The organism is Lewinella sp., assembly GCF_050633125.1.
Classification (GTDB): Bacteria; Bacteroidota; Bacteroidia; order Chitinophagales; family Saprospiraceae; genus Lewinella.
This window is the reverse complement of record NZ_JBOEFX010000068.1, coordinates 16,191-30,647: the sequence shown is the minus strand read 5'-3', so window position 1 is coordinate 30,647 and position 14,457 is coordinate 16,191. Positions and strand designations below refer to the sequence as shown.

Genomic DNA, 14,457 nt, shown 5'->3' with positions numbered 1-14,457 from the left:
CTCACCGGACCAAATACTTCTACTGTATGTGATTCTACTGCGGTACAGCCGCTGCCATTGCTCACCGTATAGGTGATCGTGTAAAGACCAGCCCCCGTACTTGGGGCAAAGTTGTAGTTCGGATGCGTGCCGCTAACACCACTGCCGGTGAACACACCGTTAGCTTCGCCAGTGACCAGCAGGTCCAGGTCAACAACAGTATCGTCCGTACAAAGTGGGCCGAAGGTCGTCCAGCTCGCGTCTATCGATTCTGCGACTTCTGTAATGGTCAGTGTATGACAAGTTTCTTCTACACAAACTTCTGCAGTGTTTCCATTACAAGAGGTATGAGTAATGGTTTCTTCCATACAAATCTCCACGGTTCCTCCATCGACAATAGTTACGACACCACTATTATCTACCGTAGCAATGTCGGTATCGGTACTTCGCCAAGTACGAACAGGCGCGTTGGTATAGGCAGGGCTATTGATTAAAGCATTGAGCGTCGTAGGACTTCCATCCCAACAAAGTTCTTCCGCCAGATCGAAGCTAGGCTGTGGTTGTTCACTTACGTAAACATAGGCCGTCACAGGGGCTACCGGTGAGCAGATGCCAGCGTCGGCAGCGGTAAACTCGTAGTCAACGCCGTAACAACCGGGCTGCGAATACACCAAAGCTTCCGCTTGAATTTCAGCCCCTACCCCACCGCGATAAGTATAAGTTCCACCCGGAGTGGCACCTACAAAGAGCGAGGACAGGGAAACACTTCCTGTATTGGAAATAGAACAGCTGATGAGGATATCTTCTGGTGTTCCGACCGTAGGTTGTTCCAGTACCGAGATCAATTGCTGACACGATACCATATTTCCACAAGCATCGGCAATCTGATAAGTACGGGTGACCAGATTTTCACTGGTTACATCCGATAAGTGGGTAAAAGAAGCCGTATTTAAAGAACAATTATCACTGGCTGCGCCACCCGCATTTGTAAATTCAACAAGTGTACTGAAAGGCACCTCCGCCGGAAGGTCACAAGTCACCAAAGCTGGCGGACAGACCATTACCGGCACTAAATTATCCTGAATGCTGATCGTTGAAGAACAGTTACTACTATTGCTACTATCATCCGTTGCCGTAAAGGTGACCATTTGATCTCCAGTATTGCCACAACCTGTGAAGTTGGCGAAGCTGTAGTTATTAGTAACGGCCTGGTTAAGCGTACAGCCATCTTCCGCCGTAGCAGAAGTCAGCCAATCAGCGATCAAATCCGTATTCGTATCATTACCACATTCTAAGACTAATGTAGAAGGACAATTAATCTCAGGTGCCGTTTGGTCCGCAAGCGTTACAACCGTAGAACAACTGCTGCTATTGCCACAATCATCCGTAACAGTAAGCGTAACGGTATGATTACCAATATCCGCACAGGTCAGGCTATTTACATCAACACTCAGGAACAATTCATCAGCGGGCGTACAACTATCGGTACTCCCACAGTCAATATCAGCAGGAGAAATTGTAGCAATCCCGTCGAAATCAGCTTCGATGTTAATCGTATAGTTGGTACAACAAACAGCGGTAGGAGGAGTGATATCCTGAATCGTTATCAACTGATCTTCCAGACTTACATTGCCGCAAGCATCTTCTGCGGTCCAGGTTCGTAAAATTTGGTAGCTGTAGGCTGCACAAGCACCGACCTCTGTCAAAATCGTGCGTTCACTGAATTCAACGGTGATGGTATTGTCGCAATTATCGGTTGCCATCAAAGTAGCAGGTGTAGGAATGACCGCATTACAATCAATGGTCATATCTGCTGGTGCCGCCGCCGTAAAGACGGGCGGCGTTTCATCATCAATCGTAATGATTTGCTGGCTGATTGCCGTATTACCACAGTTGTCCATAATCTCGTACTTCCTTACCACAATCTGCGGGCAGGTGTTACCATCTGTTGTTTCCTGGATCAACTGGAAAGAAGCAGTGTTGATACCACAATTATCGGAAACGGTATTTCCATCGGCCAAAAATTCAGCCAAACTAGCATAAGGTGGAATATCACTCAAGGAACAATCGGTAGCTACTTCAGGGCAACTGATCACTGGCGGCTCCGTGTCGTCGATCCGGATGGTCTGGTTACATGTTGACGTGTTTCCACAGGCATCCTGTACTCGGTAAGTACGGGTTGTAATTTGTGGGCAAGTACCTGCACTATTGACGGTATTCGTCAAGGAGAAGCTCGTAATTCCACAATTGTCAGTAGCCAAGCCACCAGCGGCCACAAAACTAGCCATACTGGTGTAAGCAGGAGCCTCACTTATGCTGCAAACAGCCGTAATCGGCCCTGGACACACCACCAATGGCGCTACATTATCAATGACGGTATAAGTTACGACACATATCTCCTGCATCGGAGGAGACATACCATCTCCCGGATCATTTATCGTATAAGTTCTCGTAAGAATATAAGGACTAGCAGCACAACCCGCTCCCCCATTATTGCTATCCGAGAAGGTTACTGTGGCCATTCCGCAAGCATTGCGAATCGCGGAGACTTGGTCAATCGCATTAAAGCCAGCTACTGTTGTAGCACCAGCTGGAAGGTTCGCCACACAAGCAAAAGTGCCCCCATTAGGTGCTGGGCAGACCACACCTAGGAAACAGTTTGGAAAGACGACCAAAGCTGTATCTACTGCTGTCACCACTACAAAGTTGCCATCCTTGCCGCTAACATCTGCTTCATTGATAATGGGATCAAGGCCCGTATCAGAATCCAATTCTACCACTACCTGAACGGTAATCGTTTGATCTGGTGCCAAGCAGCCGTCCATCCCATCAAAGAAGTCATCGATGGCACCGCCATTGTACCCTGCGTTTACGGTAGGGTTTTCAGTCGCATTGGTCACGGGTACCAGCACGGGGGCTGAGACGACATTGACAAACGTACTGCCCAGCTGACTGATCATATTGTCCGTCAACTGAATCATGGTCAGTTTTTCGTTACCGGTATTGGTAATCACCAACTGGAAAGTCACATCGTAATTACCAGCTACGCCACTGGCAGCGGGCACCATTCCTACTGCGGTTTTGGTCAGTGCAATTTCTGGAAGCGTAACGAAAGCTGGATCTTGGTCATCTTCGTCTGTAGTAGGGTCGGTATCACCAGGATTGCCCGTGCCGTCGCCATTGACAACATTATCGGAATCTGTTCCGGGGTTACCGCCAGCATCATTGGTTGAGTTATCGTCAAAATCGCCATCAATATCATCAAGGTAAAGCGTACCATCAGTATCAAAAGCCGAACTGATTTCAGCGATATTTACGTATTCATCAGGGCCAGCATCCTGAAGTTCCAGGCTGATGGTAACATTTTGACTACCGCCAGGTAAAATGGGGCCTTCTATAATCGTCGTTGCTTCGCTTACGCCAAATGTCCAGGTAGGTTCATTGCTTGCCAGCCAGGCAAAGCCTGCCGGAATGGTATCGTAAACCACAATATCCTGAGCCGCAATATTACCTTGATTAAACACCGTGATCTCGAAAGTCACTGTTTGCCCAATGGCGTAAGGGCCGGGTGTGACTAAGGTTTTTGTGAGTGCCAAATCGAAAATCTGCAAGATGGCAGGATCGTGGTCGTCTTCATCGGTGGCAGGGTTATTGCCTCCTGGTGTTCCAGTGCCATTACCATTAGTAGTGTTGTCTGTAGCGCCATCAGGATTACCACCGGGGTCATTGATGGGGTTATCATCTGGTGTACTATCTTCATCAAAAAGCGAAAAGTCGTTCCCTAGAGTATCCTGGAAAGCCGCTATTTCCGCAAAATTGGTCCAAGCATCAGCACCACTGGCCATGTTCAAGGTTGCCTTTAAGGGCAAAACAAGGGAAGCTCCAACAGCAATCGTATCCTCTACAATAGTCACTAAGCGTGTCGGGGTGACAGCCTGCCAATCGGGGTTAAGGTCTGGCAAAAAGCCAAAACCTGCTGGCAGATAGTCGTTGACCCGCACTTGGGAAACCGCTTGCTCACCTTGATTGAATACCGTTATTTCAAAACACACAGTATCGCCATAGGATAGGTCTACAGCATTGGTAATCGTTTTGGTCAATGCCAAATCAAAAAGACACTCTTCAAAAGCGGGCATCGTAATACTTGCTGCACAGCCAGGGTTAAGCACAAACGCAGCCGTGATATCTTCTCCTCCACTACTGGCATCAATTAGTCGAGTGAAAGACGCCGTGCCGCTGACGGTATCGACCACGATTCGTTCGGTGCTACCGTAGTAATCTACCACAATGGTGTCAGCATCAAAAAACTGGTCATAGGTGTAGGGGTTATTAAACCAGAATACCTCCACTGTTAGTTCTCGCATTAAATCATCGCCTTGCGGCTGACAATCACTTATTGTCGCGTTGACCTCCAAGTAACAATCGGGAATAAAGCCAGCATCAATAGTGGGATTATACGTATTCCATGGCAGGAAATACACCGGCGTAACGCCCGTTACTGGGTCAGCATCACTATCCAGGGTGTCGTCGCCGCCAGCTTGTTCGTTATCGGTTCCTACAAAACCTTCTAATGGGAAAAACGCTAGCGAATAATTCCCCTGAACCAAATCATCAAAGAGATAAAACCCATTCTCATCGGTTGTTGTACTTCCGATAAGTGCTCCGGTAACGCCGTCATAAAGATTAACTACAACGCCTTCGATACCTGGCTCGCCGGCGTCTTGTTCGCCGTCCAGATCAAAATCAAACCAGACGAAATTGCCCAGAGAGCTGCTCGCACCACCACAATCAATACCATTGACATTGAATATATGGGTTACCGGGCAGCCTTCTTCACTTTGATAAGTAACGGTATAAGTGGTCATTCCAGAAACAACCATATCGATCACCGCAAAGCTAGAATCAGGGCCCGGGAAAGAGAGGCCCGTATTGGGTACCCACTGAAAATTACTTCCCCCAATATTGAGCGAAGGCAACTGGTAGGTACCACCAATACAAGCGGTGACATTGGCTGTTTCCACCTGAGCTGATTGCAAATTAATAGTTACCGTATCCAAACCGTAACAATTGCGATTGCTGGAACGGAGAGCATATTGAATTTGCTGCTCCATACCCGTGATGTTGGTGCCCATAAAATTAGTGGGCGTCGAGGTAGTAGGCATTAAGTTCCCTAGGGAAGAGCCTTGTACACTTAGCCATTCGAAATCGTAGCCAGCTATCGGGTCTGGGCCAATACTAATAATGTCATCGCTACAGACCGTTACGTCCCGAGGGAAATCAATGACGATTTCTGGGTGTATCTGGAACGAGGGGACTTCATCACAGGTACAGGTAGTCTCGGGGTTGAGGACAGCAATAATCGTACAAACTGTTGCGGAAGGGAAAGCTGCTTCTCCGCCAAGGAAAATACACTCCCCAAACTCTAGTGGATCTGTCAGGACATCACTAATGGTAAAGAGTAAAACATCCGCTGCCGAGCGAAAACCATTAAGGTCGGTATCTTCATAAACTTCCAGGGTAACGCTTTCACCCGTTTGAAGTGTGGCGCCGTTGTTACAAACCTCTGCTTCAAAAACAGCTAAGGCTTCTGTTGCCGAGGTAAGGGTAATTGTAGCCGCTGACATATCAATCGTCAAACTAGGTTTTACAATTGACAAGGTCGCTGACTTTTCTCCGGCCAGAATGGCCAGCGAGCAGGTCTGTCCATCACAAGTTTCGTTTGCTCGGGAAAAAGCCTGCACCAGTAGTTCGTAATCGGTACAAGCCTGCCCGATATCCATGGCAGCCAATCTAAGTCGGAAAGATATATTAGTACCAGGGTTTACAATATTCCCCATAGGCCAAACTAAAATCTGGCGGCCACTTTCCGTTCTGATGACTGGGTTATTCGTAGAAGCATTTAAAATCGGCAAATAGGAACCAGGTACGTAGGTAATTCCAGCAGGCAATACATACCGAATAGAATCTAATGTAGAAGGTGCGCCACTGCTGAGGGTAAGGCTTACCAAAGAGTTGGCTTCCTGCTCATTACACGCATTGAGTGACAAGTCACCTAAGTTAATATCGGCCGTAAACGTCGGTTGCTGCAACGTAACTCTGAGGCGAGCAGCAGGTTTAGTTTTAGGCACCAACGGATCACCACAATTGGAGTTACCTGTTATCTTAAAGTTGGCACGAGAACCAGAAAGGTAGCTACAGGTCGTCTCCGTGAGTAAGCGTAGGCTGATTTTATTTTGAGTAAGCGTTGGGTCTTTAGAGCCAATTAACCCTACGTTCAACAAGGTCTCATCTAATGCTGATACGTTTACATACAAGCCACCGCCACCGGGTACAGGGTCAGCAACAGAGACATAAGTACCACCAGAAGTTGTAGAAGGAATCGCTAATTCTAAACTACCACTGACATATTCTTGGCCAGGTGGCAAATAAATATACAAGCCGATATCACGTAAGTAGCCTAAGTCGGTACTTCTTATTTCTACCTCATAAGGCACCTCATCACACAAGGGGACATACAAGTTAGCCGTAGGATCAATAATATCCAGGTTCATCCCTGACATGGCACTGGTAAAAGTGATGGTAGAAGGATCAGAGCAAGAGGCATCTTCTACTGTAGTAGGTAAAGATTCACAATCCCAGCCAGCAACAATATCCAGTTCTTCGGGCTGGCAATTGTTACTACGGACGACAACCCGGTACCTGCGGGTTTGGTTGCCATTGACACTACCAATGGGGTAAATACCAAAATTGTTTCCTGCGATAGGGTTATTCGTCTCCAATTCCAAAACCTCTTCTACCACTACGCCTCCTGTTGGGCTATTGAGGTAGATAAAAGCGTTGTCTGCTCTAGGGTCTTCAACATTTCTCACCTGAATATTTATGGTATCCAAGCCACTACATACACGGATATTTGGCGTTTCCGGAAAGACCAATAAGCGAGCAGCACCTGTATAATTGAAAGTACTTGCTACCGTGGGGCGAACCAGTTGATCCGTACAGTAAATATCTTCTTCCACCACTTCGGTAAGTGAATAACTAAAGTCGTAATCTGCTGCTACAGATTCACAATTGCCTTGTAAACTGACGAAAAACTGGGCGCGGTAACCTTCATCAGGTGGAATTTCGTTATTGCCGAGGCTGTTGAGATAAGCTTCTGCGAAGAACGTCAATTCATCCCCGTTTACCGTGACAAAAGAGGAAGGAATCATTCCGTTTGGAAGGTTTACAATATTATGAGCGGAGTTGATTTGCTGGCGCAATCGAAGCCCCAGATCATCCAGACGGAAATCAAACTCGGCAGGCTTGGTAAAGGTAAATACCTCTGGCAAGCCTAACGGACGAACTTCGTAAGGGAATTCATCAAAGCTGAAAGAACCAATAAATCGATCATAACGAAACTCAAAATTAGAGAGCTCACAAGCACCGAAACCCTGGATAGTGCTATTGGAGTTAACCGACAAACCTACTTGATAAAGGCGGGCATCCCAATCATTACAAGTATCCTCGCTGCCCAAACCGTAAGCTGCTTCCGATAGGTAAAAAGACGTGGAAAATTCGCGACTTCGGATTTGCCCCGTATAAGGTGTTTTTACCTTAAAAGTTAAGCATACATTGACTGTATCGTCTTCATCGAAATCAAAGTTGGCAGGCAGGTTGCAGCCCAACGCATTGAGGGTATCCCGAGAAAAGTCGACAATTAAATTTTGGTTAGCAATATCGTAGGTGATAGGCACCACATTGCAATTATGAGTGGTTCCGTCGACATCTACAATTTCAACGGTAGCGAAGAGTGGAATATATTGTTCGTTAGCAGGAAAATTAAGGACTGCAAAGCCGTAACTCCAATCCGTATCGTTGGGGTCACTCACGCGACCGCTAAAATTAGCTTTCAGGGTATCTCCTTGAAGGTATCGGTCTTTTTGCACTAAATTAAGATCAATATTACCATTGGCAACTTGGTCATTATTGGTGTCTCCTAAGCCAAAATTGGTTCGCTCCAGGCTAAAGTCTTCAAAGACCATCCCATCACACACACAACCAGGATCAGGACAAAAAACACGCATATTCAGATCGGCAGGTGCGAATATTTTGGTAGTAGGACAGCTGGCACAAGTAGGATCAATCGTAAAAAAGGTTTCCTGGCTAATCAGAATATCATAAACGGGATTGGCACAATTTGGGCTTGGCGGTTTTTCGCTACAATCCGCTTCCAGGCAGAGACTAAAAACCATCGCGCTACCAATATTGAAACCACCGGGACGATCAAGGTCGGGATCAGCATTGGTTTTACACCAACGAATGCGGAGGTAATCGTCGCCTCCCAAGTTGTTATCAACATATTCTTCTTCACAAGCTTCCCAAATCGTACCATCGGCATCCTGCCAAACGATAGAACCTGGCTGATAATCAAGGCCACACTCGATGGTGAAAATACTTTCAAGATAAGCTTCTGTATACTGATTTTGATTAAACCAATCCAATTGCGCGTCGGTAATAGTATACTCAACAGTGGCTTTAGCACCATCTACTAAATCAAGCGGCCCTTCCACAAAACCATCGAGGAAAGCGTCAAAATTGCCGGTATTCAAGCTACTTCCGTCGTTGCGGTAATCGCCACAACCATCCTCAACGGAAGTGACTTGAAAATCGCTGCGGTAGATATTGCGGATAGAGCAGTTGTTACAATCACAAGAATGTGCTAGATCGTAGTGCAAGGTCAGTGATTCTCCAGCAGCCAGCGATATATTCCTAATGGTATCAACGACTGTTCTAACGCCGCCTGTACAGTGCCCAGCATCCACCAGCGCTTGGTCAACGGCCTGGTCGGCAATTGGGCTACCGCCTCCATCCGTTATCAGGTAATTACTGAGATCAATAGCGCCAGCGGAGGTGATGCGCACAACGATTTCGGTAGCCGGTGCATTCCCCGTGTTTTCCAGCTCTATATCTACGGGCGTTAGTTCGTCCACATAACAAGCTGGGCGATTAATACTACTGATGGATACACTAATATCAGGCAGTGCTACACCAAAAATAACTCCTGTCGAAGGAAATTCTCCTTGCGGCTTATTTTGACAATCCATCTCTCCATAACAGCCAAATTGTGCTCGGCGATCAATATTTTGCGGCCCCACAGGGCATCCCGTGAAGGTGTAGGTTTCCTCCACAATAAAGCTACTATTCTGAGGTAGTACCGATGTCCCGTAAAGAGCCATAAAATGCACCTCTTCTACCAAAAAACATTGAAAACCAGGCTGCCCTGTAGTAGGCGTCAGCGGAATTCCCCCTACAGTAGGAACAACCGTGGCATAGCTTATATCCTCTAAACAATAGATCACCTGGAATAATGAACCATTGCCAGCATTGGCTATTGTTGTACTAATGGTAGAAACCAGCCCCACATAAGGCTCAATAAGGGTTGGAGTAGAAAGTGGTATAGAAAGATCAGCAGATTGGACAAAGAAAGAAGCATCATCAGATGTTTCTTCCGACTCACTGTTCTCACACAACGGATCATGAGTAACCGTAAAATCAAAGTTCCCGGCTACACCTGCAAAATCACAACCAACGGCTAAGTCTAACGTAAAAGTGACGGTATTACCCGGGCCAGTATTGGTTAAATCTGGCAACTGAATTTCATCAGGATTACCCGTGTAAGTTACTCCAGGTGTCGCAGACATCAGATTAGTCTGATAAAGACCTACAGGTAGGTTAATCTCTGCCAGAACATTAGTCAGTGTTGGTTTTGGGCCATTATACGTGACCGTAAAAGTATACGTCTGCCCTTCACCACAAGTAGAAAGCGTAGCACCAGAAATAGGATTAATACTCAAGTTGAGAACAGGATCGGGAACATTGACGGTAAGCACTGTTGCAGGAGCTTCCGAAAAATCCTGCATTTGGCAATCATCTTGTCCGGCACAACCATAGACTGTGCGACGCCGCAGCGTTCCGCCTGTACCACAAGTCGTTACTTCCCAATTCTCTATTACATTAATGTTATTGTTGGCAAATTCGCCACCAAGTACATTTTGCAAATCCGTTTCCGTAACAACGAAACAAGTTTGTCCAGCCGGGCTCATACCCGCAAGCGCCAAGTTGTTGCCACCTACCGTCGCAGAGGTAATATTCGCTACACTATTATTTTCAACACAATAATTAAAGGTAGTGACACTACCTGCTGAATTATTGGCGACTGTATTGGTTGTGCTAAACATTTGTCCCTGATAAGCAATCACAAAACTCATCGGGGTACTCGTCGTTACTTCTAAATCAGGCACCAAAAACGCCACTGGATCAGAATTTTCAGTCACCATATTTGTCATAGCTCCTGCTACAGGGTCGTGATTCACCGTCACTTCAATGGCCTGACTTACCTCTACTAAACCACAACCCGCTTCAATAACAAGATCGATAATAAGATCATCCCCTGCTGCCAAGGGTGCATCAAGTGTAAAGCCTCCTGGCGCAGCCGTTGCCCCTGCTGATACCGACTGAATACTTACCCCTGCTGGAAGGACAATACTTGCTACCACGTTTTCGAGCGCATCAACTGGATCGGTATTGCTTAGTTTTATGGACACTATCGCACTCTCTCCACATGCAGTAAGACTAACGGGAGAAGAAACTTCCACAATGAGCACCTCTGCCAGCGTAGAACGAAAAAGAAGCGTTTCTGAAGAGTCACTGGCATTACCTAAAGTACCTAACAAAAGAAGGCCCGAAAGCAAGTAATGAAAGATACACGTAGGGGAATACGTAGAATTCTGTCTCATGTGATTATAATTTGTATAATTAAGAGCAAAAACCAAGCCAACCTGATTGACTTGAGACCTTAGCCTATGCTATTCAAGATAACAAAGATCTCAGTTTGTGAAATACGGTAGACTACAACAATACTTACAACACCAGTGAATTACTGGCCGAACAATGAGTATAGGTACGTGGAAACAGTTAGGTACTTAAGACAAAACGATCTCTATAATAAAGGAGGAGATCTCTGCTTCTGTGTTGTTATTAAAGACGTGAATACGTAATAAAGGTAACGTTTATCTTTCAACAAAAAAAGGAAGAGTATAACTGTTGTTTTCAAAGAACAGTTATACCCCTTATTCAACCATTTAGTCAAATTAAAGCTCCGTTTATCAACAAAAAAACATACCGCTCCAGCAAGAATTACAAAAAAACAGAGCGTGTTGGCCATTATTACCGCAAGCGATCAACCGACCGCACCAACTTCTCATCTTTGTTGATGTAAAAGTGGGCCAAATAAGCAAAGATCATCGCTAGTAGCGGTAGAGCGATCCCCACAGCAGGCTCAGCGGTATCTACTGCCTGATCATTAAATAGATAGTAAGCACCGAGACCAACGCCCACACCAGTGAAAAACAAGCCGACTTTGGTCAGCGTCATCTGTAGTTTGCGATTATTAAACAAGAAGATGGTTACAAGCAGCAATAAGGCTGCCAAGGCAAAAGCCCCCATCATTATTGGACCATCCTGAACACTGAAGGCTGCATCAGCAAAAAGGGCAGAATCCACTTTAGCTTCATTTGTAGTTGCCAGAGGAAGGGCAAAAAGGCCGAGTACAGCACCGCTGGCCAAGAGTAAAAAGATGGTTTGTATTCTTTGAATCATTTTTTATTGGTTTGATGGTTTGAGGGTTTTTATGGGTGTAAAAGTGTAAGGGTGTAAGGGTTAGGATTTTGCCTAGTGGCAAATATACCTTTATACTTTTCAAAGTCAGAAGTCGGAAGTAGTTGAGGCCACTAGCGGAATCACCCAACCCTTACACCTACCCAACTTTTACACCTTTACACTCACCCAACCTTTGCTCCCTTCCCCTTATCTTTGGGCAAAAATAATAAATGCTGCGATATCAACTAAGTCATTGGGAATGGGAAAGTTTCTTTAAAGATATTGATGTACTTATTGTGGGTAGTGGAATCACTGGATTATCCGCAGCTATTCATCTTAAGGAACAGTCTCCTAGCATGAAAGTTGTGGTTATTGACCGAGGGCCATTGCCTATTGGGGCGAGCACACGAAATGCAGGTTTTGCCTGTTTTGGCAGCCTCAGTGAGTTGCTTGATGATCAAAAACATAGCAGTCGGGAGGATGTTTTGGAGCTGGTAGCGCAGCGCTATGAAGGCCTCTGCCGGTTGCGGGAACGCTATAGCGATGCAGCACTGGGGTACAAGGCATGGGGCGGGTACGAGATTTTCAGGGACGAAGACAACGAGCTCTACGCACAGTGCCTTGACGTAATGGAGGAATTTAATGCGGATTTACGGCCACTGACCGGTAAGGAGACGTTCGTTAAAGCGGATGCTCAAATACCTGCGACTGGCTTGCACAAAGTAAGCCATCTGTTACTCAACCAGGCCGAGGGGCAGTTGCATACCGGACAACTGATGAAAACCCTGCTACGCAAGGCACAATCACTCGACATCTTGTGCCTGGGAGGGGTCACCGTTACGGCTACAGAAGAAACCAACGGGCAGGTGGTCATTCATACAGATCATGGTTGGTCGATCCAGGCGAGGCAGTGTTTGTTGGCTACCAATGGCTTTGCAAAACAGCTCTTACCTGAGCTGGCCTTGAAGCCAGCCCGCAACCAAGTGCTTATTACAGAACCCATTGCCGGATTGCAACTTCAGGGTTGCTTTCATTATGACTGTGGGTACGTTTATTTCCGTAATATCGATCAACGTATCTTACTGGGCGGTGGCCGCAATCAAGACCTAAGTGGCGAGGAGACGACCGACTTGGATGCTAACCTACAGATTCGCGCCTATCTAGAACAGCTTTTACACCAAGTTATCCTTCCAGGGCAAGACACAAAAATCGACCGTTGGTGGACGGGCATCATGGGCGTCGGCCCTGTCAAAAAGCCCATCATTCGCGAAGTTGGAACGCAGACGGTGGCAGCTGTCAGGCTGGGCGGAATGGGCGTCGCCATCGGGACAGGCGTGGGGGAACAAGCTGCTGACCTACTGCTGGGCAAAATGTAAAATAAATCAGCCCTTCTCTATTGACAAGTCACCAAAGAGTAAGTAAACTTTACCTCAATTTACAGCTGGGATTCATTAAAGCCCGGCTGTTTGCTTCAAATGAGTACGCAAAAAGTTTTTCAATGGGCTAAAGACAATGGTGCTTTAGCATTTTTATTAGCCACCCAGATAGCAGCAATTACAGGTGTATTTACCTGGTTGTCAGCCAGTAGCCTACAGTCGATAGAACAACCAAAGAAAAAAGGCCAGGCTGTGTTTGCCAAGCATTTGCCCGCTACCCCAGTGGCTACGGATAGCCAAGCCGTAAGCGCTCAGCCAGCCTCTTCGGAGGTAAAGTAAGCTCCGCGAGCATCAGGTAATAAATCAACCCCGCAGTTGTTCCAAGGAATGGCTGCGGGGTTGATTTGTTTTAGGGGGATACTTATCGATGGGTATAACTGCTCACCTTTTATTTGACATTCAAAAAAAGTATATTAGCTACTAATAAATCCGATGCTCTCATTGAAGCTATCTAAAATATAGCTTCCATAAAAAAATGACAAAAATGAAATACGTTCTTTTTCTCTTATTCTTATTGTTACAAACGTTTGCAAATAGCCAGAATAGTACTCCCGTTAGTAAAGCCTCTATGATGGCAAACTCCGCTAAAGTTACTATCAACCACTGTACCGAAAAGGATATCTCAACACCTATTCTAAACCGCATCGTTGTACAACCCAGTTTTTCAGATCAAGAGATAGATTTCCTTCGACAACTACCGCTTTCTGAACGAGACATCCTAACTGAAGCTACGTTTATAGACGACAACAATATCAATTTTCCCTACAAAATCAGTGTAAATTATCCAAACCAAGGTTTTTATGTTATTGGATTTTCTAAATATCTTAATTTTTCGGGGAGCCTGAGGTTAAATGATGAAAACGAATTAGAGAGGACGATTTGTGAAGAAGATCTCCTTGGAATATTAAGCACCAAAATGTCTCCATTTGCTCGATTTTTATCTGGAGAAATCGACACCATAAGAATGGCTTTTTACAGGGAGTTTTTCGGCCCTCCAAAGACACAATGGATAATGAGTAAATCGGAAACAGAAAATCTGCTAATTGTAGAAGAGCATATATACACGAAAAAAGACTTCCAAGAAAAAAAGGTATCACTTCATTTCATCGAACCCGCCAAATTCGATGAATTGCTAGCTTTTGAACAATCACTGCGACAGAACGTAATCGAAAGCTATCAGACCGAGCTCAAGACAAAATCATCGATCTCCATGACCGATGGCGAATTCTCTTGGAGATTAGAACTTACCGGTAAGAAAAATCAATACCACAATCGCTTCCTTCAATTGTTCAAATAGACCGTTCCTATATCACCACACACAAACATCAAGGCCGTACCCGATTACTCGGATACGGCCTTGAATATATTGGGAAATTAATCCCTTATCAGACTAAGTCTGTTTATT

5 protein-coding genes are annotated in these 14,457 nt (G+C 45.7%); 3 read left to right on the top strand and 2 right to left on the bottom strand.

Annotated features, from left to right (window positions below; genetic code table 11):
- A partial coding sequence (locus ACRBG0_RS14875) for an SdrD B-like domain-containing protein (RefSeq protein WP_431487657.1) occupies nt 1-10,754 on the bottom strand: 10,754 nt, incomplete at its 3' end.
- Between the two features lie 430 nt (nt 10,755-11,184).
- On the bottom strand, nt 11,185-11,616 hold the full coding sequence (locus tag ACRBG0_RS14870) for a DUF4293 domain-containing protein (RefSeq protein WP_431487656.1): 432 nt from the start codon (nt 11,614-11,616) through the stop codon (nt 11,185-11,187).
- A gap of 230 nt (nt 11,617-11,846) precedes the next feature.
- On the opposite strand from ACRBG0_RS14870, the gene ACRBG0_RS14865 reads away from it, so the two are divergent.
- The 3 genes from ACRBG0_RS14865 to ACRBG0_RS14855 all read left to right on the top strand — a co-directional run bounded on the left by ACRBG0_RS14865 (nt 11,847) and on the right by ACRBG0_RS14855 (nt 14,349).
- A complete protein-coding gene (locus tag ACRBG0_RS14865) occupies nt 11,847-12,992 on the top strand; it encodes an NAD(P)/FAD-dependent oxidoreductase (RefSeq protein WP_431487655.1) in 1,146 nt (381 codons plus the stop codon).
- A gap of 99 nt (nt 12,993-13,091) precedes the next feature.
- Nucleotides 13,092-13,331 (top strand): hypothetical protein, encoded by a 240-nt coding sequence (locus ACRBG0_RS14860; RefSeq protein WP_431487654.1) that lies wholly within the window; start codon nt 13,092-13,094, stop codon nt 13,329-13,331.
- Between the two features lie 205 nt (nt 13,332-13,536).
- On the top strand, nt 13,537-14,349 hold the full coding sequence (locus ACRBG0_RS14855) for a hypothetical protein (protein WP_431487653.1): 813 nt from the start codon (nt 13,537-13,539) through the stop codon (nt 14,347-14,349).
- The last annotated feature ends 108 nt before the right edge of the window (nt 14,350-14,457 follow it).

Coding starts and splice junctions, on each gene's coding strand:
- ACRBG0_RS14870 (WP_431487656.1), bottom strand. CDS start 11,616: ATGATTCAAAGAATACAAACCATCTTTTTACTCTTGGCCAGCGGTGCT.
- ACRBG0_RS14865 (WP_431487655.1), top strand. CDS start 11,847: ATGCTGCGATATCAACTAAGTCATTGGGAATGGGAAAGTTTCTTTAAA.
- ACRBG0_RS14860 (WP_431487654.1), top strand. CDS start 13,092: ATGAGTACGCAAAAAGTTTTTCAATGGGCTAAAGACAATGGTGCTTTA.
- ACRBG0_RS14855 (WP_431487653.1), top strand. CDS start 13,537: ATGAAATACGTTCTTTTTCTCTTATTCTTATTGTTACAAACGTTTGCA.